Origin of the sequence: uncultured Campylobacter sp. (genome assembly GCF_937959485.1) — a bacterium.
In the GTDB taxonomy this organism is placed as follows: Bacteria; Campylobacterota; Campylobacteria; order Campylobacterales; family Campylobacteraceae; genus Campylobacter_B.
This window is the reverse complement of record NZ_CALGPY010000007.1, coordinates 102,053-125,067: the sequence shown is the minus strand read 5'-3', so window position 1 is coordinate 125,067 and position 23,015 is coordinate 102,053. Positions and strand designations below refer to the sequence as shown.

Here is a 23,015-nt window from a genome sequence, read left to right as displayed (position 1 = left end):
GTGACAAAAATGAGTCTATTTGCTAGACTCTTGCTGTGCTCGTACCGCTTTGTCATAAGAAAGCTTGGGTAAAATTCTACTTGCGTTTACAAAGAATTCATCATCGGCATCAAATGGTAAGCTCTCGCGCGAGAGCAGGTTTCTGCCGAAATTCATCTCATCCAAGATTCCTAAATACCCAAGCACAGTTGTAAAAGTATCGAACGAGGTACCACGCTTTTTGATCTCGAACTCTCCATCCAAATCATCATCCAGTATCACAAATAAGTCCCGCTCGTCTTTAAGTCCATCGCCAAAGCCACCATCTATAGCATTTTTATAAAATAGCGGATGATCATTTTGCAGTACAATGATTGTGTTCGCTGCATATGGACTTGAGCGGATTTGCTCAATAAATTTACTCACTAATAGGTTACTGCAATGCACCGCGCGTAGCATTGGCACGGCATTTTCATTATATTCCAGCCCTTCACATGAGCGCGGGATAAATCCACTTGGAGTGTGCGTACCAATCGTGAGAAGTGAGAACAAAAACGGCCTACCTACTTTGTTTAGACGCTCAAAATCATTCCATGCCACACGAAGCATATCATCGTCATCCACACCCCATTCGTTAGTATGAACCGATGGATCCACGGCTAAAATTTCGTCTCTCCCCTTAATTTCGTCATAATCTCTTTGACGCAAAAAGCCTCTAGTACCCTGAAAATTTAAGTCAGCGCCCTTTATAAAATAGGTATGGTATCCCAAAGAGTGTAAAATTTCGCTAGCGCAGACAATATTTTTAGTAAAATTTTCAGAAGCCATATCTTTGGCAGATGCAAACGTATAATTTGCAGCGCAGTGTGAACCAAACAGCCCTTTAATAGTAAAACCAGTATCTACTACTTGGTGTATTTCAGAAAAATCTATACGATTTTTGAGTGCATTTAGATGTGGTGTAAGTTTGGCAAAATTTCTTTCGTCAGTATAGGCGCGATCAAAACTCTCTAAAAAAATATAGACAATATTTTTACGCTTTATCGGAGCCTTGGGATGTGGAATGGCTAGATACGGATAAACCTGCTTCTTAATCGCTTCTACGGGCGGATTCAGTTGTAGATAATATTCTCTAGCTGCATCGTAAAAAGGATTTAAAAAAAGGCTGTTAAAATACATGGCATAAATAAAATACCAAGCTTTGAGCTATGACGAAAATGCAAAATGCGTACGGTAATAATTATACTAAGTAATATGATCGCTACGCAAATCATCACCAAAATCGCAATTTCACGCGCAAAACTTACAATCGGAGCGCCTTCTATAGAGGTACGAAAAAATGTTATCACAAATAGTCCGAAATGCTTTCCAAAAACGAAAAATAGCAACAAATCGAAGCAAAGTGCAAAAATATAAATTAGTGCAATTATGCCCACAGCAATTTTAAAAGTTCTATTCGACAAAAATGCTGCAAAAATCAGCGAAATAGCAAAAAACAAAACCGAAAAAATTGTAGTAAATTCCAAAAAAACAACCTTAAATTTAGCAAAATTTAATGCATAGTCTAGCAAGAATGACTTTAAAATTTACTAACGCAGGCACAAAAATTACTTTTTAAAGTTATAGCGGCACAAAATTTTATACGGCGATTTTAAATTTCACCGTATATAATTTTGCAATTAAAGCATGTGTTTGCCGTTACACCGAGAGCGATATGACAGCGAACCGAGCCAAGTTCTGCTAACGTCTGCGTTAGCCGACGCGCCTTTGAAAAATCCCCACGTAAAGCGCAAAAACAAAACCGATCGCGACCGCGTAAGGAGCGAACTCTGTGATGCCTTTAGCCGAGCTTGCGAGCAAGAAATTGTGCGCGACCGCAGCGCCCGCCGCCATGCCGATGACGAATATGCCCGAGCTTAAATTTCCCGTGCCGGCCTGCACTAGATGCTTGCCCGGGCAGCCCTCGCTGAGGCTGAAGCAAAGTCCTGCGAGCACCATGCCTAAGAAATTCCAAACGAAGTCGTTATGTGCGATAGGCTGGCCTTCAAAGCCGAGTTTGTATTGCCCAAACGCGATATTTGCGATGCTTGCAAACGCGATAACGCTTAGTACGCCCCAAAACATCGAGAAATCACCGCGAAAAATTCTACCGAACGCGCCGACGCTGCAAAATTTGCTTCTATGCATCACCGCGCCCACGATAATGCCCGCAGCCAGCGAGATGCCTACCGCAGCGTGTTGCGCGCCGGGGCCTTTGGCGGAGATAAAAAGCGCGCCGCCCTCGCCCGTTTTGAGTCCGAAAACCAAGGCCGCAAGCAGCGCAGCGCCCAGTAACACGGGCAGAATTCCGATCGCGCCGCTAAGTCTTGCCTCTTTGCTCGCCTCATAGCCGCGCTTTTTAAGCAAAAACCCAATGAGTACGCCGCAGATCAGACCCGCTAACCCGGCTAGCGCGGTCAAATCGCCGCCGCCTAGGCGCAAAAACGCGCGCCACGGACATCCCAAAAATACAAGGCAGCCGATCATCGCGAAAATCCCTAGGAAAAATTTCGCAAACGGCGAGCTGCCGGTAACCGGTGCAAACTCGCGCGTCCAAAGCACGCTTGCTAAAAAGCCGCCGAACACGAGCCCTATGATCTCCGGGCGGATGTATTGTACTGCGGCAGCTCGGTGAAAGCCCAGCGCGCCGGTGGTGTCGCGCAAAAAGCAAGCGACGCAAACGCCCATATTGCCCGGGTTTCCGAAATGCACTAGCGTCGCACCTAGCACGCCTAACACGGCGCCTGCGATGATGTACCATTTAACGTTATTCATGAAAAAGTCCTGAAATAATTTAGATCGACCGATCTCTTAGGCGCGATTTTATCCTTTGTAAAATAAAAAGTAAATAAATTCCGATCTGAATTTGCGAAAAGCTAAATTTTAAAATCGCGCGGGCGGCCGCTAAATTTAAACGCAAGCAAATCGCGGGCGTTTAAATTTAGACTCTTTGCTGCGATAGAAGTGTCGAATTTAGCCGCTCGATTTCGGCGCAGACGGATCGCAACGAGAAGCCATGGCGCAGAGACGGTCAGACGAAACACGATACAAACTGACGTAAGCGGAGTCCAGGCGCAGAAGCGGCGCGATAAAGTACAAGCAATACGCAGTCAAAGCGCGCAAGCGGCTCAGACGGGGCGCATACTTACCGCCAATAATAACGAATTTCAAATGTTTTTGAAATTAAATTTCAACCTTATTTAAGTGTGTAGATATATAATAATGTATTTCAATTTTATTTCAAAGGTCGAGGCATGAAAAAGCAAATTTTATTGGTGCCGCTTGCGATAGGCGCGATAGGCGGAGCAAATGCGGCCGAAAACAACGCCACGAAGTCGCAAGATCTGGGTCAAATCGTCGTGCAAGCGACGGTGAGCGCGGTCGATAATCTCAAATACGCGGGCTCGGTCGGAATTTTAACCGAAAATGATTTGAAAGCCAAAACCAACGTGATCGATTCGATCATGCGGATCCCGGGCGTCGACGGCGGCATGGATATGGGGCGCCATATCGGCAGGCAGTTTCAGATCCGCGGATTTGGATATCAAAGTGACGAGCGCGTCATCATCAAGCAAGACGGCGTGCGCAGGAGCGTAGGGATTTACTCCAATATGATCTCATCTTTTCGTACCGATAGCGACATCTTAAAGCGCGTCGAGGTCGTAAAGGGCGCCTCATCGGTGCTGCACGGCTCGGGTGCGATCGGCGGTATCGTAAATATGCAGACAAAAAGTGCGAGCGATTATCTACACGACGGCAAAAACGTAGGCTTGATGCTAGGACAGAGGCTTGAATCAAACAATATGCATAGCACGCGCGGCGCGATTTACGGCAAGGGCGAAGAAATTCCGATCGACGTTTTGCTCTACGGCAAGCGCGCGAGCTACGGCAACGTCAAGCTTGCAGATGGCGGCACGCACTACGCCCCGGGCTACGACAAGACCTTCAATAACGAGCATATCGATACGGCGTTTTTCAAAATCGGCGCAAATTTGGACGATCATCGCATCAGCTTCAGCGCCTTTGATTACGACGAAAAATTACACACCTTATGGCAGACGCTATGGAAAAACGACGAAGATCTCTTCGTACATGGAAATTTAAGCCAAAGGGATTATGTTTTTGACTGGAATTTCACGCCGCAAAACCCGCTAGTGGATATGTCTTTCAAAGCCTACGAAAGCAAAGCCGAGTATAAACGCGGCTATATTGACGGCGCGGATACCGGCAACTACGCAAACAAGGATGATCGCAAGGGTCTAGAAATCAAAAACATTTCGGAATTCGACACGGCGTTTTTGCATCACAGCTTAGCCTACGGCGGTGACTATGAAAGGCGCCAGGAGGATGCGATCTTTATCCAAAACGGCGTTCGCAACCTCTCCAACTTCGGCTCCTTTCCGAATAGATACGACAGCTACGGCCTTTTCGCGCAAGATATCATCGGCTTTGGCGACGATGTGCAGCTTACGCTAGGCGGTAGGTATGATCGATTTAATCGCAATATCAAGGCAAAATCGACTAAATTTAAAGATTCGAGATTTTCTCCGCGAGCGGCGATCGCTTATGCGCCTATTGAGGGCTTCACGCTTCTAGCGGGATACAGCGAGAGCTTCCGCGCGCCTACGCCGCATGAGACGTCGCAAGCAGGACCGATCAACCGAAGGTTTTATTACATCCCAAATCCCGATCTAAAGCCCGAAACCGTCAAGGAATACGAGCTTGGATTTAGCTTTAAAAAAGAGCAAATTTTTACCGACGATCACTTCAATATGAAATTTATCTACTTTAACGGCAATATCAAAGATATGATTGACATTAAGCCGCTACCACATCTTGGCGTGCCGCCGGGCGGCTTTTCGCAACAATACGGGCAGTATCAAAATATCGATCAAGCCAAAAGGCATGGTTTTGAGCTAAGCTCAAACTACCAAACGCAGGACTTTGATTTTGGCGCGAGCTTCGAGCGACTTAGAATTTACAATAAAAAGACGCACGAAAACATAAACAATCACGCCAAAAAGCTAAGCGCACACGCCTTCTACTCGCCTCTGCACGATCTAAATTTAGGTTTTGAGGTAAGCCACTATTTTAAGCCTCATTCCAAACCTGCTTCCTATTTCGCTCGCAGAACGGAATATTTTTACGTCGATAAAGCTTTCACGATCGCAAATTTCAGAGGAAGCTACAAGATCAAAAACGGCATTATCCCGGCCCTTGACGGCGCGGATGTAAGCTTTGGCGTAAATAATATTTTCGATAAGCATTATATCAACGCAAACCGCACGCGCGAGACTGTGGCGGTGGGTGCTGGACGAAATTTCTACGTCGATTTGGAAGTAAGATTTTAGATTAATTTTTGCGGCGAGGCGCGGGTTAAATTTTAAAACTTACCCGAGCTTGTGTCCTCTTTCTTTTTAAATTTAAGCCCCATCGCGATCTTTTGGCGATGAGGCTTAAATGTGGCATAAATTTCTAGCGCTATAAAATTCCAAAATTTTTAAAATTTAACAAATTGCAAAATTTTATGGGTCGCAAAGCCCGCAAGTTGCGAAATTCTATGCCTCATCAATCGATAGCGTTGGAGCTTTTTAACACCACTAGATGTTTTTTGCCCGCGAAGCTTAGCACTACGGCAACATTATTTTCATCGATCTCGCGCACCAGCTCTACTCGCACGTCGCTAGGTCTTGCGGTATCCGAGCCAAGCAGCTCATTTTCTAAAATGCTTCTAAATGCCGAAACCTTGGGCTCTTTTGTATCCGATCTTTCTTTTGCTCCCTCGCAAAATTCCATCGTGCCGCTCTCGACAGGGCCTACTTTAAGCGGCGAAATTTTATCCGCTGCTCTTATATTCTCGGCGCTCTCATAGTTTTCGTCCGCCCCCATAGCTTCCGAACGCTCGGCACGCACAATCTCATCGTAAAATTTATCGCGCATGCTCTCTTCGCTCACGTTCTCGCCTCTTAAAAAATCTGTGCTATCTACGTTTTTTGAGTCGTTAGAATTTTTTAAATTTAAAGCAGAGGCTTCATCTTTCTTAGCAAACTCTTGTGCGTCAGAATAATTTGGGTTCTTTGATCCGCTCTGATTTTTAAAAGATGAGTCGTTTAAAATTTCATCTATGCCCGCTTCGTCCACGTCAGCGCTATCCATGCTAGCGTCGTCTTCAAAAACCCGCCATGTCTCGTCGATACTTTTTTGCGGCTTGTGTGATAAAAATTTTCGCACACCGACGAAAGCCGCAGCCGCAAGCAGTAACGCTACGATTATCGGCATCACGGGAACTCCGCTGCTACCGCTTTGTGCCGTCTCATTCGCCTCACTTTTGACGCTCATCTTACTCTGATCGAAAGCAGGGTTTTTTACGCGTAAAATGAGCTTTAAATTGCCGTCTTGAGTAAGAGCATCGACCGATAGATCGGCTCCTGTGGGGAAGTTGATCTCGATATCCTTGCCTTTGGGCGCAATCGTAAAGCTTTTTAAGACCTTTTGATTGGTGCGCATCTCGTTAAATTTCTCATCGCCGCCGAGCCCCTTTAAAATAAGACTCATCGACTGCCCATCGACGCGGCGCACAATATCGGGCTTGTATGCGGAGTCAAATGCCAAGGCGATGTCGACGCTGTCGTCGTGGTTGAAAAGATCGTATTGCATCAGATTGGCGCCGAGGCAAAAATTTGCGATTAAAATCAAAAATATCTTTTTCATGCTTATTCCGTTAATTAAAAAGTTCGGCGATCTTATTTTGCAGCTCGCGCCCGCCGTAGTTCGCGCATAAATTTACGATCGCAGTGCCGATGATAGCGCCGTCTGCGTATTCTTTCGTGGCGCGAACGTCGCTAGAGTTGCGAATGCCAAAGCCGATCGCCACGGGCAGATCGCTCATTTTTTTAAGATCTGTGACCATATTTTTTAGGCGCGAGATCGGAGTTTGCTTGCTTCCGGTCACGCCGATAGCGCCCACGCCGTAGATGAAGCCTCGCGCGCGGCTCAAAACTCGCGCGGCGCGGTGCTCGCTCGTAACGCTGATAAGCGGGATGAGCGCGATACCAAGCTCCTCGCAAAGCGCAAAAATTTCCTCATTTTCCTCATACGGCAGATCGGGGATTATTAGTCCGCTGATGCCGTAGCGCGCCGCCTGCACTACAAACTCGCGCGCGCCGTAGGCAAAGATCACGTTGTAATAGACCAAAAACACGAGCGGCTTATGCGTTTGCACCCCTTTTAAAATTTCAAATACCTTCTCCGCGTTTACGCCGTTTTGCGCCGCGGAAAAGCTCGCTTTAAAAATTTCCGGACCGTCCGCGAGTGGATCGGAATACGGGATGCCAATCTCAAGCAGATCGATCGCGCTTTCATCTAAATTTGACAAAAACTCCTTCGTGTGCGCGGGGCTCGGATAGCCAGCCACGATATAGCCGATGTTCGCCTTTTTGCCGGCAAAGGCCGCTTTGATCTTATCCATAAATCGTTCCTTTTTTGTAGTTCATCACGGTATCCATATCCTTATCGCCCCTGCCGCTTACGTTTACGACGATCGTTTTTCTGTCTTTTAACTGCGGACAGAGCTTTTCTAAATACGCTAACGCATGCGCGCTTTCGATCGCGGGGATGATACCCTCAAGCCTACAGAGCAGTTTAAGCGCCGTGATGCACTCATCGTCGGTTACCGCTTCGTATTTTGCGCGACTTATCTCGTGCAGATGCGCGTGCTCCGGGCCCACTCCAGGATAATCAAGCCCCGCCGAGATGCTGTGAACAGGCTCGATCATGCCGAATTTATCCTGCAGTACGATCGTTTTCATGCCGTGGATGATGCCCGCGCGCCCGTTAGTGATGGTCGCTGCGTGATAAGGGGTTTGTGCGCCCAAGCCGCCCGCCTCGACGCCGATGAGTTGCACGTTAGGATCATCCACGAACGCGCTAAAAATTCCTATCGCATTACTTCCGCCTCCTACGCAGGCTAGGACGTAATCAGCCTTGATCCCCTTGCTTGCGAGCTGCGATTTGGTCTCGGCGCCGATAACGCTTTGAAAATCCCTAACCATCTTAGGATACGGATGCGGCCCGACCGCCGAGCCGATGACGTAAAATACGCTCTCGATCTCATTCACCCACGCCTGAATCGCCGCAGTGGTCGCCTCTTTGAGCGTTTTTAAACCGGTGCCGATTTTGATTAAATTTGCACCCAAAAGCTGCATCCTAAAGGCGTTGAGCTGCTGGCGCGCGGCGTCGGTCTCGCCCATATACACGTCGCACTCAAGCCCAAATAGCGCCGCTGCCGTCGCCGTCGCCACGCCGTGCTGACCAGCGCCGGTTTCTGCGATGATCTTTTTTTTGCCCATCTTTTTAGCTAGTAGCGCCTGCGCAAGGGCGTTATTGATCTTATGAGCGCCCGTATGATTAAGATCCTCGCGCTTTAGATAAATTTCATGCCCGTAGTGCTCGCTAAGGCGCACGGCGTGATATAGCGGCGTCGGACGCCCCGCATATTCGCGCAACAAGTAGCCCAGCTCATCTTTGAATTCCTTCGTCTGCGCTATGGTGTTGTACGCATCCTCTAGCTCCTCGAGCGCAAACATCGCCGTCTCAGGCACGAACTGCCCGCCGAAACTCCCGAAATACGCCTTTTTATTCATCCTATCTCCTCACATTAAATCGCAAGATTATATAAAATTTCGCGTTAAATTTCGCTTTTTTGACGGCACCTTTTGCGGCGCTCTTCTAAATTTATCGGATATACGGTCACAAAAAAACGCACGGCGCAAGATAGTAAATTTTAAAATTTACAATTCAAATTATGGCTAATGTTTTACTTAATGAGTAGCCTTGGGCTCCGCGAATTTGAATAATTTATAAATTTATTTGCTTTCATTGCCAATATCGCTCTTTTTAGAATTACCGATAGGGCAAATTATATTGTCAGTATCTGTAAGTCTTAATTTTTTCCACTCTTCAAGGCTATTAACCCTAATCAAATTATGTGGGATTTTTGGCGGTTCATCAATAATCTCAAGACACTCGCTCGTTTCTCTTTTAAAATACTGCATAATAAGGTGATTATCGTTATTTTCCAAAGCCTTTTTTATACATTTTGCTTTTAACTCAACATAATCACTATTACTTAGAGAATTTTTTGAAAAAAGCCGCATTGGAGCGCACTCGCTAATTATTTCCGTATAAATCATACGAAAAACAAAAAATGAAATAATTAGCAAAAATGGTAATAGGATAATGTTTTTGTATTGCCTTAAAAATTTCATTTTATTTCCTTGTTGGGAATTTTTAAATTTTATAGTGCTTGATTTTGATCTAGAGTAGTTAGCGTTTATGCTTGAGAGTTTGGAATTTGAATAGCTTACTATGTTGTTACTTATGTCAAAGGGATTGTCCGGATCGGAGTTTGTTTTAGTTCCACTTATGCCTATACCTGCTGCTATGGAGCTAGATTTGCTATTGCTTATGCCATTAATATCTATAGAAGCCCAGGCACTTAGGCATAGCAGCAGATTAAAGATATATAGGATAAATTTCATTCTGCCTGGTCTAATCCGAGTTTAATCATAGTCGAAGTCTTCCAAATCATATCCGAAGGTATACAAAGTCTTTAAGGCTAACTCTCTGACTTCTACCCATGATTTATTATGATAGATCAAATATTCACATACGCCTTCTAGTAGGCTTTGATCTTTAAAGTATCTATCTATGAGCTCCATAAGCTCTCTTAGTGCATCTCTCTCGTATGGCAGGAAGCAAAATTCAAATTGCTCCAATAAAGCGTTTCTGCATTCGGTATATAAAAGTTCTGCCATTTTCGACGGATCTTCATATTTATTGATTGTGGGATAAACGATATATTTGTCCTGATACTCCAAAGAAGCCATTCGACTTAGGCGGCACATAAGAGTGCCTTTCTTAAATATCTCTTTTCCGTTAATTTGCATTTGGGTTTCCTTTTTATTTAAGTGCTGGCTCCGTGAGCTTAATACAGATCAAAGTCACCTAAATCATATCCGAAAATATGCAAGGTCTTTAAGGCCAACTCTCTGACCTCTATCCAGGATTTGTTCTGATAGACTAGATAATCGTAGGTATCTCCTTCTAGCAGGCTTTGATCTTTAAAGTATTTATAAATAAGCTCTGCAAGCTCTTTTAAGATCTCTCTTTCATAGGGTAAGAAGCAGAATTCAAATTTTTCGTCAAGGGCTCGCCAGCATTCATCACATAGTAGTTCCGCCATTTCTGATGGGTCTTCGTAAGATTTAGCTGTGGCATGCACTAGATATTTATCTTGATGTTCCAAAGAAGCCATTCGGCTTAAATAAAACATAAGACCGCCTTTCTCAAATATCTCTTTTCCGTTAATTTGCATTTGGGTTTCCTTTTATTGGGATGTGGATTTCGACCTCAATCAGGGTCGTAGTCAAAGTCGTCAAGCTCGTAGCCAAAAATATGGATTGTTTTTAGAGCTAGCTCTCTGACCTCTATCCAGGATTTATTATGATAGACTAGATATTCGCCTATGCCTTCCAGCAAGCTGCCGTCTTTAAGATATTTATTCATAAGCTCCATAAGTTCTTTTAGTGCATCTCTCTCGTATGGCAGGAAACAAAATTCAAACCGCTCCAATAAAGCATTTTCGCATTCGGTATATAAAAGATCTGCCATTTCAGATGGACTTTCATAATATTTAGCCGTAGGATGAGCGATATATTTATCCTGGTATTCAAAAGAAGCCATTAGGCTTAAATAAAACATAAGACCGCCTTTCTCAAATATCTCTTTTCCGTCAATTTGCATTTGGGTTTCCTTTTATTGGGATATGGGTTTCATCAGTATTACGTCCTAATATTTTACCGGAATCATCAAAATACTTTTTCCTACTAGCATGAATTCTTAAAACCCATCCATTATTGGTATTTGCAGTGCTTGGTAAATCTGGATTATTTTCCGGTGCATGTATTCTGACCCTGTCTATCTTTTTTCCATCTACAATTTCCACAAATTTTATTCCATTACCGTCATTTTGTAGTACTACTTTCCAGTCTTTCGGCGCTCTTGAGAATATCTCTTCAAATGATGCGCCTGTTAGACCTTCCCACTTTCCTACATTTTTTGATGTTCCTTGTAAAGCTAATAGATTTTTAAGATCTTTGACGCTAAATGTAATCCCTTTTGATGTAACTATATAATCCGCTTTTATGTTATTCACTAAAGTAGCTAGATCAGAATTTGCACTTTTACTATCTACAAATACTCTCTTTACCTGCTCTTTAGATAGCGCAGGCTTAGCAATCTTGTTTTCGGGTGTCCCTTTTATTGCGGCTCCACCAATATCTCCACCCTGGGCTTTTGCTAACTTGGCATTTCCCATAGTCTTACCGTCAGGAATCACCTTCTCGATATTTTTTAAGCCCTCTGCTGCCTTTGCACCTTTAGAGACAGGGAGTAGTGAAGCTGCGGCCTCGGTATCCCTTTTGGTTACGGCTTCATAGTCTGCCAGCACCATATCTAAATTGCCCTTATAAAAGCCGATTTGCGCCGAGTCAAAGGTATCCGACATATAGTTTGCTGCGCCCTTTGCCACTTCTATCGGATCGATACTAGCTAGTTTGCGCTTTCCTTCAACGGCTAAATTGTATATACCTTCTGTAGCTATCTTATTATATGCTCCTTTAGCAGTATCATATGCTCCTTCAACCGAATTAGAAATAAAATTCCATCCTCCAGAAATAAAGCCTTTCCCGAAACCGGCTATATCATCTAGAAAAGGCTTATCTACTTTTAGATTATCAATGTAGAAATTTTGATTATTAATGAAGCCATTTAGATACATATACCTCTCCGCATACTGAGAAGCAGTAGGATTAAAGGCATTTGTTCCGTCTAGGTCTTTATTATAGAAGTCGCTTTGTTTGATATACTCCTTAGCCAAGCCTATATCCGCTAGCTCATCATCGCTTAAGCTTTCTTTGTAGGCTTCGTTAAAAGATTCATCGCTTAAAGATATTCCCCCTTTAGCCAGTATCTTTTTTGCTTCATCGTCCGTATATCTCTTAGAGGTAGCCTTTTGAATGTAGTCTTTAAATTTAGCTATTTTTTGCTTATCGTTTAGCCACTCCACCTCTTCCTGATGTAACTGCCTATTTGCTCCCTTCTGTTTATCTAGTCTAGAGAATTCTTTATTGTTGCTTGCGTAGTAGTTTTGATTAATGCTACCCCTATTATTTATCTTAGCTGAGCCATAGCCACTGCCGTATGAGCTAATAGCATATCCGTAGTATCTAGCGACTGCGTTTCCGAAATTTCTTGAATAAGTAGAATGGTCGTCTTCGTTTTGGAGGAAGTCTATGCCTCTTTGATGATCCATAGCTCTTTGGCTTTCTGTAGCGGAGGTAGCGACTAGATCCTTTGTGCTTTCATTGTTTTTTATATTGATATAGCTGCGCCCGGTCTGCAAGGAGTAAAAGCCCATTATCTGCTTACCGTCTCTACCGGTCTCATCGGTATAGATGGTCTTTGTTTGATTAGGGATGTAGCCTAAATTTAGCATTACCTGTCTTGTGATGTTTTGCGTTATGGCTTGTTTTTCTTGATCAGAAAGCTCATCGCTTTGTAGCATCCCTCTTAGCTCGGGATTGTTTGCTAGCTCTTGCCTTACTGCGTTTATCGTCATAAAGCCTTTGCCGTTTTCACTGAAAAAGTCTTTAATACTAACTCTATCGGTAGTTGCTATTTGGTATATGGCATCGTATATGGTAGAGGCGTCTTCATAATCCCTTTTTATCTCTTCCCTTCCCCCTTCGCTAAACAACCTCATATCCACGCTTGCATCGACGTTAGAGCTTAGCTTGGTAGAGTATAGCTCTTTGCTTAGTTTGGAGCTATCTCTGTTTAATCTAGTAAGATCGTCTGAGTTATATAGAGCTTTATTGTTAGGATCAGATTGTAAAGAAGCAAGCTCATCTTTGCTTAAAGAGCTTATATCTTTATCTCCTACTATAAGCTCTCCTCTGCCTATAGTAGCTAAGCTCTTACTCATAGAGTAGGATAGGTTTCTATTATTAGCGTAGTTAATCGATGAAATTTTAGACTTAGGATCGGTAGAGCTTTCTTTAGATTGAGCGTTTTGGCTATCCTTAGCTTGGGTATCGTTCTCTTTGCTTTCGCTTCCCTGTTGCGGATCTTTAAAAGCATAATTTGCCCCTATGCTTAAAGAATTTGATTTGTCGTATCTAGTGTTACTTAAATTTGAGAATGTTAGGCTGTCTGTTTTTAATCTAAGCTTGCCGTTATCTATGAAGTTTCCATTCTCATCATAGTAGCCTGCGGCTATTAACGAACCTTTTAGATCTGTGTTAGATCCTACCTCTATGTTTAGCTCTTTAGCAGTTATACTAGATAGCACGGTCTGTTTTACCGTAGTGCTTGATTTGGATCTGGAGTAGTTGGCGTTTATGCTTGAAAGCTTAGAATCCTTATACCTTACTATGTTGTTGCTTATGTCATAGGGATTGTCCGGATCGGAGGTTGTTTTAGTTCCGCTTATGCCTATGCCTGCCCCTATGGAACTTGATTTGCTATCGTAATTATAGCTATCCCTTAAGCTATGAAGGCTTAGATCATGTCCTACCTTTAAAGCTAAGGCGTTATCCGCTCTAAGGTTTGCTCCTTTTATTAAAGCGTCGTTACTAGCTAAGGCATATATATTATGCCCTGCATAAACTTTAGCATTATTGTGGCTAAGGCTTTGCTCTTTCATATTGCTTTTAGAGTAATCAAGCCCTGCGCTTCCTCCTCCGCCTCCATACATAGTAGCAGATACTCTTCCGCTTACGGTTTTAGAGTTTTGCTTAGCTTCATAGCTATCTTGCGAAGCATCGATAAATAGATTATGAGTGCTTAGGTGTATATCATTATTAGCATATAAATTTGAGCCTTTGATATTTATAGCGGTATCTTTATTGCTATCGGTTAAAATTTTAATATTCTTGCCGCTAAGATTAGAGGCTACGGAGTTGCTTGATTTAGAGCTATCTTTAGAAGCGGTTCCGCTAAGCTCTGCGGAGGCGCCGACGCTAAAGCCCCAGGTAACCCAGCTAGAGGATGCGGCAGATCCTTGGGAGATGAGGGCGGCGGTTAAAAGAGCAAGGGTAAAGAAAGAAAGCTGCTTTATAAATTTATTCATTTTTACCTTTTGAGCAGGGTATTAGAAATTTATTTTCTACGCCGTCTCTCTCCCCACACAAATTAATAATATATCCCGTCTACGCAGACATCGGCATTTAGTTCGGCGCACATTTTTATCATTTCTTTACTAAAGTCGATGGAATATATATCGTCCTTTTCTGTCATATCTATCACTATATCGATATTGGCGTCTAAATTTAATTCCGATACCCTCTTTTTGATATCATCGAAGTTCGTTTTTAAAATTTCATACAAATCTTTTAAGGCATCGCTTGTAAATACGCACTCTTTCTTGGCAGTATAGCATAGCCATCTACAGCTATTTCTAACCTTGCCGCGCCTTTCATCTATGTCGCCGATTTTATATTTTTTTATATAACTAATTTTATATTCATTGGTCTTCTCATCTAGGATCAAGTCCGAAAAATCAAAGTTATATTTATCCGACGATAAATAAAAAGCAACATACATAGTAGTCATTTATGCTCCTCATAAATTTACAAATTTACTGGGCTTCTATCATTCGCCCGGTAGTTTTATGCTTCAAAAATATAGTTTTACTTTCCTTATGATAATATATATCATAATGTGAAGGTATTTTATCAAATTGACCATCTAAATTCGCTTCTTTTAGAGCATGCGCATCTGCATAATCTCGTGTTTTTGCTAACTCATTTGCCGCTGCGTTACTACCAACTCTTTTGGCATCTTTTGCATTGTCTGCATAACGTATATTCTCCCCAAATCCCGTTTCTCTACCCTGAATACCGCCGCCGATCGTTAATTCGGGTTTTATAGGCGATTGAGGTACTTGAGTGTAAGGACGTCCTCCGCGCTCTTTTTGTAGCTGCACTCCGCCGCCGATCGTTAATTCTGGTTTTATAGGCGATTGAGGCATTTGAGTGTATGGTAGTTTTTCTTCTCTATTTTTAGGGAATATTTTTATATGATCATTTTTGTCCCAGCTTCTTGCCTGTATATTTTTATTTTCTAAATCGTTTAGAATTCTATCATAATTTATGTTTGATCGTTCCTTTGTAGTGCCGCCATTGTCAGGATATTTTCCAGGATAATTCCAGTAAGCATTGTATTGATCGCCTTCATACCAATTTGTTAACCAATTTCCAAAATCTTTTGATAACTGTCTAGTCTTAATAAAAAAGATAGAAGCGGAGGCTGCCTCTATAATAGGCAGAACAGCTGCCACAGCAGCATCATCACTCTTCCTCTGGTCCAGCGAGTAAAAGTATCTGGTATCGGCTACTACGGTTTTATCGTTAGGATTTACTTTGGGCGAATAGTCGTTAAGGCTTCTACCGTTTAATCTTAAAGCCTTTTCCGACATACTTAACATGCCTAGGGCATAGTTGGTAGCGAATTGATTTTGCGCGGGATCTTTAGGTATGAAAGAGCCTCGTTTATTATCGCTGCGATGAACAAGCTCGTGTCGCAAAGATGTCATAAATTCTTTCGCATTGCTAATGTGCTTCGTATTGATATATACGGCATTCGGATCGTCTGAGTTAAATTTTCCTCCGCTTCCTCTATTTAGATTGGCAAATTTAACCTTTACCCCCATTTGATTTGCTATATCCTGTGCGGCTCGTTGCTTTTTAAATATATCGGCACTAGGATCGTTTAGTACGTCAAGATTTGCCGCAAGCGACATACTATCTTTATCGTATCCGCTAGTAAAGCCTCCGATATAATCAAATATTTTAGAGACTTTCGCATTCTCGGTAGTGGCTATTAAATTTATCGCTTCGTCTATCGCACTACCCCTATTAAGCTCATCCTTTATCTCATTCCTTCCCCCTTCGCTAAAGAGCCTCATATCCACGCTTGCATCAACGTTAGAGTTTAGCTTAGTAGAGTATAGCTCCTTGCTTAGCTTAGAGCTGTCTCTGTTTAATCTCGTAAGATCGTCTGAGTTATATAGAGCTTTATTGTTAGGATCAGATTGTAAAGAAGCAAGCTCATCTTTGCTTAAAGAGCTTATATCTTTATCTCCTACTATAAGCTCTCCTCTGCCTATAGTAGCTAAGCTCTTACTCATAGAGTAGGATAGGTTTCTATTATTAGCGTAGTTAATCGATGAAATTTTAGACTTAGGATCGGTAGAGCTTTCTTTAGATTGAGCGTTTTGGCTATCCTTAGCTTGGGTATCGTTCTCTTTGCTTTCGCTTCCCTGTTGCGGATCTTTAAAAGCATAATTTGCCCCTATGCTTAAAGAATTTGATTTGTCGTATCTAGTGTTACTTAAATTTGAGAATGTTAGGCTGTCTGTTTTTAATCTAAGCTTGCCGTTATCTATGAAGTTTCCATTCTCATCATAGTAGCCTGCGGCTATTAACGAACCTTTTAGATCTGTGTTAGATCCTACCTCTATGTTTAGCTCTTTAGCAGTTATACTAGATAGCACGGTCTGTTTTACCGTAGTGCTTGATTTGGATCTGGAGTAGTTGGCGTTTATGCTTGAAAGCTTAGAATCCTTATACCTTACTATGTTGTTGCTTATGTCATAGGGATTGTCCGGATCGGAGGTTGTTTTAGTTCCGCTTATGCCTATGCCTGCCCCTATGGAACTTGATTTGCTATCGTAATTATAGCTATCCCTTAAGCTATGAAGGCTTAGATCATGTCCTACCTTTAAAGCTAAGGCGTTATCCGCTCTAAGGTTTGCTCCTTTTATTAAAGCGTCGTTACTAGCTAAGGCATATATATTATGCCCTGCATAAACTTTAGCATTATTGTGGCTAAGGCTTTGCTCTTTCATATTGCTTTTAGAGTAATCAAGCCCTGCGCTTCCTCCTCCGCCTCCATACATAGTAGCAGATACTCTTCCGCTTATGGTTTTAGAGCTTTGTTTAGCCTCATAGCTATCTTGCGAAGCATCCATAAATAGATTATGGGTGTTTAGGTATATATCATTATTAGCATATAAATTTGAGCCTTTGATATTTATAGAGGTATCTTTATTGCTATCAGTTAAAATTTTAATATTCTTGCCGCTAAGATTAGAGGCTACGGAGTTACTTGATTTAGAGCTATCTTTGGAAGTGGTTCCGCTAAGCTCTGCGGAGGCGCCTACGCTAAAGCCCCAAGTAACCCAGCTAGAGGATGCGGCGGCTCCTTGGGAGATGAGGGCGGCGGTTTTAGAGGCTACGTTGGCAGTAGCCAGAGCGATATTTGATAGATAGTATTTCTCCTCGTCCTTTACGTCCTCTATTATGTTTTGTAGGTCTTCGATATCGGAGTAGTCTATGCCTACCTCTTTAGCCTTATAGCGGTTCTTTAACTCGACGAGTTTGTCTTGTAGAGCATTTTTCTGATCCTTATACTCCTTATATTGCTTTTTGGTCTGATTTAGCTGTTTTATCGCTTCTTGCAAGGCGATAGCCGCAGGAGCAATCTGGGCGTATTCGTTTTGTACGGTAAGAGATAGGGATCCTTCCAGATGCTTAGAGCTAGATGAGGAGCTTGCGGTATCGGTGGAATTTATTATATTTATATTTCCATCTTTGGATATTAAGTTAAGATCCTCTTCGGCCTTTAAGCTTGAACCTATAACGCTTAGGCTATTATCCCCTCTAAGAGTTATGTTTTTAGCTTCCATATTAGAAGAGACGGTCTCGGTACCGTATAAGTTCGTATTGGATTTATCGTATGATGCATCGGCTAACTTTACTTTGATACTAGTGTCCTTCTTAAATTCATCTATGGACTTAGGCTTCATCTGCTTTAATGCATCCCTTGCCTTGGTAATGGATAGCGAGGAACTTTTTGCTACATTGTGCTCGCTATATTCGTTAGCGGCTGCGGATATCGTTAGGTTTTTAGCGTCTACATTTATATCTCCGCCCGCTTTCATATTTGAAGTTATAAAAGCTGTAGGAGAGTTTAAGCCTATATCGCCCGCGGCTTTGATATCGGATAGTTTAGATATACCTTCTTTTACCTGCTTGCTATTATAATCCGATCTATATATCTCAGTAAAGTTACTACCGCCTATCTTTTCTATCCCGGCCTCTAATGCGATATTATCCATTGCTCCCACGGAAGCCGCTATCGTTACGGGATAGTTTAGAACCGATATAGGATTGAACCTCCTTCTTTTATGGGCGCTTAGCTCCTCTTTATACTCCTTGGCCGCTAGGATATTTATGGAATTTCCCGCGCCTAAGTTTAGATTGCGTCCGCTTGAAATATCCGCAGATATTAGGCCTAGATCGTTCTTTGCTCTTAAGTTTATATCTCCCGTTTCGCTCGATAGGGAGGAGCTTTGCAAATTTCGTTTATAAAGCGAGTGCATATCCATACTAGCTTTCAATCCGCCCAAAGAGGATTTGGAGCTATTTTTATAGTTTAAGGAGTTATAGCTTAGAGGCGATATATTTATATTGTTTCCCGCCTGCATATCTATGGCTTCTTTAGCTTTTAACGCAGAGCCCGCTATATTGATATCCGCTTCTTGCGAGCTAAGCATTATATTTTTAGCCCTTATGCTAGTTGGTACTACGCTTTGATTTAAAGCTTTAGTAGTAGTGCTTTTTTTAGACGCAAAGCCCTTTTCTTTAAATTCGCTCTCGTAGTAGTTGCTATCGATATCCCCACTTAGATTTATGGAGTTCTTTGCCTGTAGCAAAGCATCTCCGTTATGAGCATTAATATCCGCTCCGCTTATGGCTATACCGCCTGCTTTTATTAAGATATTATCTTTGGAGTTAAGTTTGGAGCTTGTATTCTTAACGATATCCTCTTTATAGTATCCGCCCTTGCTTTTAAAATTATAGCTTAGCTTCTCCTCCGCGCTATTTATATTTACGTCCTTTGCGGCGTTTAGGATTAAATTTGCAGCAGAGTCTATGCTTGCTCCGGTTACGGTTATATCACGAGCTGCATTTAATGCTACGTCGCCTTCGATAGATTTTATATTTGAGATAGTGCCTATATAGGTGCTGCTTTGATCGCCGTAGGCTCTATTTAAGCTTATCTCTTTACTTAGGGTTTTATGTACTATATCTCTGCCCGCATTTAAGCTTACGCTGCGTCCTTGTATCAAAGAGGATGTGTTTATTATATCCTTATTAGCCGATATGCTTAGGGCGTTTGCGGCGATAATGGAGGCGGAGTTTAAATTTGATACGCTGCCGGCTTTTAGGTTCATATTTGATCCCGCGTAGATTATCCCTTCGTTTCTAAGATCGCCATTTACGCTTAAATTTATATTGCCTCCTGCGTATATTAAAGAGGGTGCGGAGCTAAGTAAGGTACCGTCATCTTCCTCCTCTGAAGAGTTCAAGGACGTCCTTTTTTTATCATAAAGCAAGCTTAGCTTATTGTGCATGTATGAAAAATCCGGTATCAGCTCGCTATAAACGTAGAAGGTATTATAAAATTTACTGCTTATAGGCGAAAAGAGATTGTTTATATAGCTAGGTCTAATGATATCTTGCATATCCGCTTCGTTATTAAGGCTAGGCGCAAGATCGTTTTTATTGAGATTTAAAGCGTTAGGATTAAGGAGCCCCTTGCCTATTAGGGAGTAATCTATTTTAGAAAAAGCTTCCTTTATAAGAGTAGGAGCGTTACCAGAGTTTATCTGCCCGTGTGAGTTTAAATTTGAAATATCGCCCGCGTAGCCTTTTATATCCTTTTTAGCTCCTATTATGGAGGCAATAGCAGGCTGGGAGTAGTAGATATTCTTTTGGTCGCTATAGCCACCTTTACCGCCGTGGCTTTTATGTTTCCATCTATACTCCGCCTGGCTCGTTATACTATGATTTAGACTTAAAGAGCGGTTGTTTAGGCTCTTTACATTTAAAGATAGATCGTTATAGGCATAAATTACGCTCTTATCGTTATTTAGCTCATCTATGTTAAGGTTACTATCCCCTGCGGAGATTATGTTTGAGCCCATAAATTTACTTAGGCTATCTTCCGTTATATACTCTTTATTGATGCTGTAGCTTATCTGCCTTAACCTCTCCTTCTTATGAGGCTTGCTTCTTCTTATGCCGAAGAGATTATCTTTTAAGCTTAACGTTATAGCGTCATATAGCCTAGTATCCTCCCCCGGAAGCCTAGTATTTTTATATAAGCTTAATACATATAGATTCATATCTTGCTTGCTAAGCTCCTCCATGATCTTAGCGTTTAGCTCGTCCTGGCTAATATTAGGATTTTGCTTAAGGATGCGCTCTTTTATCTCCGCCGCATTGACCTTTAAAGGGATGGCTACGCCGCTGCAACCCCAGCCATCGCCATTGCAGGTAAAATCTATATTATAACCGGTGCTTTGAACCCTCTTTACGGGCTCGTTAACCGAGCGGTTGTTTAGCTTTTTAGCGCCGATATTAAGAGTGCCCCTTGCATATATCAAAGAGGAGGCGTTGGTTATCTCGTCAGCCTTGCCCTCCCCACCTCTTTCATTAAAAATATTTAAATTTCTTTGAGAGATGATATTAGATAGCGCTTCGTTGCTAAGAAAGCTCGTATTTATAACTATATCCCCTCCGCTAAGTATATTGGACGCGTCTTGATTGAGGATATTTTTAGCGTTTAAAGCTATGCCGTCTTGCGCATAAACGAGGGCTTTTTTGTTTATTAAACTTTCAGAGTTTGTTATCAGCTTGCCGCGCGCGATTAAAGAGCCTAAATTTAAAATTTGCTCCTTTGCTTTTAAAGCTAAATTTCCAAGTGCGGCTATGATGCTTTCGTTTTTGATACCCTTTGCGTTTATGATCAGATCTTTATTGGAAATCAGCCTTTGCAAGGCGATAAAATTTCCTTGTAGGTTTAAGTATATATCGCCGCTTGCGTAGATCCCTCCGTTATAGCTCAAATCGTCCTTTAGCCCTAGATATAAACTACCGTCAGAGCTTAGCTTACCTAAAGCGCTAAGACTATCTAGGTTTAAAGCGAGATCCCCTTTGGAGCTTATAAGCCCCTCTTCATTATTAAGAGCGCCTTTGTTTATGATTAAATTTCCCCCACTTAGGATAGAGCCTTTGGAGTTATCTATACTGTCGTAGCCTAAAAGAGCGCCTCCTAGGGAGATGATCTTTGAGCTTTCGTTGCGTAGATTGTTGCCGCGCAAGCTTAAGCCCTCTTGTACTATAAAGGTAGAACCTGAAAGGTTATAAAAATTTGGAATTTCAGAATCCAACGCCCTTAATACCATTAGGCTATTATCGTTTAAGAGACTCTCTTTTATATCTAAATAGCTTTCGTTTGAAAGTATCGCTCCGCCTATATTTGATATATGATCCGCGCTTATTATGCTAAGCTCGTTTTTGGAAGGAGGAATAGCTCCTGTTTTAAAAGAGTCTCTGCTCTCATCTAAGCTTAACTCCTTTAGTCTTTCGCTCTTAGCCGCTCCTATTACGGCTCTATCTTTGTTGCTTAGGCTTTTCGCCTCTATCTTTAAGGCGGAGCTTGAGCTTATGGTGCCTTTTATATTATCTAGTCTATCCGCTTTTAGCTTTAGAGTATTAGCCTGTATATTTCCTCTGTTTTCTACCGAGGGGGCTTTTATATCCAGATTGGAGGCTGAAATTTTAGAGCCCTTTTGGTTGGAGATGGTCTTTGAGCTGATTTGAGCCTGTCCGTTGGAACCCAGCTTTCCTTCATTTATCAGATCTCCGTTAGCATCTATCTTTAAAGAGCTGTCCGCTAAGATAGCCCCCTTATTGTTGATGCCCGCTCCATCTTTAGTAGATATTATATTTATCTTGCCCGCATACATTCCTCCTAGGGCTGAGGAGTCTATGGATACGCCCTTAGGATGCGATCCTCCTTCTTGCTCGATCTTTAGATTATCCTGCCTCAATCCGGAGTTTGTATTTTTTAAAGATACCTTACCGTCGGTCGCTACTACGTTGATCTCGTTTGCGTAAATTTTACCCTCCAGCTTTAGACTATTAGATATTACGTTTAAATAATCCCCGTTATCGTTTAGGCCGTTCGCTCCTATATTTATAGAGCCATCTTTGCTTATGTTTAGAGATTTAAGATGTCCGTTTTCATAGGTGGGTTTGGCGGTGCTTAACGTAGTGGAGGAGGAATTTATTATGGTAGCGCCGTTTACGTTGATACCGCTAGGATTAGCGATGATAAGATCGGCTTTTCTGCCCGCTATCTCAATATTACCCTGTAAATTTGAAGGAAGAGGCGAGTTTACCTGATTGATTATAAGCTTAGCTTCGCCGCGATTGAGCCTCGGATTTGGCGGTATATAGCCTGCAGTTTTACTTATAGCTCCGCCTTGAGAGTTATTAAATACCGTGCCCTCTTTAGGAGTGTTAAGCTTGGAGTATTCGTTGATAGAAATCCCCTTATCGTTAGGAGAGGCGATATCTATTTGAGTGGCGGGAGCATTCGGAGTTTGAGACACCGAAGCTCTATGATTTACGGGAGCGGAGTTATCGGGTATTATCTCGCAATATGAAAAACAGGGAGCCAGCAAACCAATAAGCAAAAGAGCGGCAAGGCGTTTCTTCGCTTGGGTAAAGACGCCGAAATATTCTTTTGTATCAGTAGGGGCGCTAAGACGCCTTGCGCCATTAAAAATAGAGCTTAAACATAAAATTTGCATACTAATAACCTCCGTTTGCGATGGGTTTATATCTTAAATTTCTTGAATACTTTCTTAAAAAAATAGTAAATTTCGGATATTTTATTTAAAATTTGTTTGAATTAACTTTGGAGTTCGGTCTGGGCGCAGGATTGCTATTTCTCGGCTCTTAGTATGGCGTATCTGCGCTAAAATAGTTATTAAAATTTACTAAGCGTTATATAGTCTT

14 protein-coding genes are annotated in these 23,015 nt (G+C 42.2%); 1 reads left to right on the top strand and 13 read right to left on the bottom strand.

Translation table 11 applies throughout. From position 1 onward, the window contains the following. Nucleotides 1-15: 15 nt before the first annotated feature. The 3 genes from Q0380_RS06740 to yedE all read right to left on the bottom strand — a co-directional run bounded on the left by Q0380_RS06740 (nt 16) and on the right by yedE (nt 2,793). Nucleotides 16-1,158: a sulfatase-like hydrolase/transferase gene (locus Q0380_RS06740; protein WP_298961741.1), complete on the bottom strand. Its 1,143-nt coding sequence runs from the start codon at nt 1,156-1,158 to the stop codon at nt 16-18. Beyond that, complete coding sequence (locus Q0380_RS06735; protein WP_298961738.1) at nt 1,134-1,505, bottom strand: hypothetical protein; 372 nt, start codon at nt 1,503-1,505, stop codon at nt 1,134-1,136. Before Q0380_RS06735 ends, Q0380_RS06740 begins: the two co-directional genes overlap by 25 nt. A gap of 226 nt (nt 1,506-1,731) precedes the next feature. Beyond that, the gene (gene yedE / locus Q0380_RS06730) at nt 1,732-2,793 is read right to left on the bottom strand and encodes a YedE family putative selenium transporter (protein ID WP_298961734.1); all 1,062 of its coding nucleotides are present in this window, start codon (nt 2,791-2,793) and stop codon (nt 1,732-1,734) included. Nucleotides 2,794-3,272: 479 nt separating this feature from the next. On the opposite strand from yedE, the gene Q0380_RS06725 reads away from it, so the two are divergent. Continuing rightward, nucleotides 3,273-5,369 carry a TonB-dependent receptor gene (locus tag Q0380_RS06725; protein WP_298961731.1) on the top strand — a complete coding sequence of 699 codons (2,097 nt, stop codon included), beginning with the start codon at nt 3,273-3,275 and terminating at the stop codon, nt 5,367-5,369. 217 nt (nt 5,370-5,586) lie between these two features. Here Q0380_RS06725 and Q0380_RS06720 read toward each other — a convergent pair whose 3' ends face one another. From Q0380_RS06720 to Q0380_RS06675, 10 genes are all read right to left on the bottom strand, one after another. Then, on the bottom strand, nt 5,587-6,729 hold the full coding sequence (locus Q0380_RS06720; protein ID WP_298961728.1) for a hypothetical protein: 1,143 nt from the start codon (nt 6,727-6,729) through the stop codon (nt 5,587-5,589). Between the two features lie 10 nt (nt 6,730-6,739). Next, nucleotides 6,740-7,486, bottom strand: coding sequence for a tryptophan synthase subunit alpha (trpA, locus tag Q0380_RS06715; RefSeq protein WP_298961723.1), 747 nt, complete (start codon nt 7,484-7,486; stop codon nt 6,740-6,742). After that, nucleotides 7,479-8,660, bottom strand: a complete 1,182-nt coding sequence (gene trpB, locus Q0380_RS06710; RefSeq protein WP_298961721.1) for a tryptophan synthase subunit beta — start codon at nt 8,658-8,660, stop codon at nt 7,479-7,481. The genes trpA and trpB overlap by 8 nt, the downstream gene beginning before the upstream one ends. A 222-nt stretch (nt 8,661-8,882) precedes the next feature. Then, nucleotides 8,883-9,284 (bottom strand): hypothetical protein, encoded by a 402-nt coding sequence (locus Q0380_RS06705; RefSeq protein WP_298961718.1) that lies wholly within the window; start codon nt 9,282-9,284, stop codon nt 8,883-8,885. A gap of 294 nt (nt 9,285-9,578) precedes the next feature. Then, nucleotides 9,579-9,965 carry a phytanoyl-CoA dioxygenase gene (locus Q0380_RS06700; RefSeq protein ID WP_298961715.1) on the bottom strand — a complete coding sequence of 129 codons (387 nt, stop codon included), beginning with the start codon at nt 9,963-9,965 and terminating at the stop codon, nt 9,579-9,581. A gap of 38 nt (nt 9,966-10,003) precedes the next feature. After that, entirely contained in the window at nt 10,004-10,393 is a 390-nt protein-coding gene (locus Q0380_RS06695) for a phytanoyl-CoA dioxygenase (protein WP_298961712.1), read from the bottom strand. 35 nt (nt 10,394-10,428) lie between these two features. Next, entirely contained in the window at nt 10,429-10,821 is a 393-nt protein-coding gene (locus Q0380_RS06690) for a phytanoyl-CoA dioxygenase (RefSeq protein ID WP_298961709.1), read from the bottom strand. After that, nucleotides 10,811-14,209 (bottom strand): hemagglutinin repeat-containing protein, encoded by a 3,399-nt coding sequence (locus Q0380_RS06685; RefSeq protein ID WP_298961706.1) that lies wholly within the window; start codon nt 14,207-14,209, stop codon nt 10,811-10,813. Before Q0380_RS06685 ends, Q0380_RS06690 begins: the two co-directional genes overlap by 11 nt. Before the next feature lie 62 nt (nt 14,210-14,271). Continuing rightward, a complete protein-coding gene (locus Q0380_RS06680; RefSeq protein ID WP_297962257.1) occupies nt 14,272-14,691 on the bottom strand; it encodes a DUF4279 domain-containing protein in 420 nt (139 codons plus the stop codon). Between the two features lie 25 nt (nt 14,692-14,716). Beyond that, complete coding sequence (locus Q0380_RS06675) at nt 14,717-22,807, bottom strand: hemagglutinin repeat-containing protein (RefSeq protein WP_298961702.1); 8,091 nt, start codon at nt 22,805-22,807, stop codon at nt 14,717-14,719. Between the last annotated feature and the right edge of the window lie 208 nt (nt 22,808-23,015).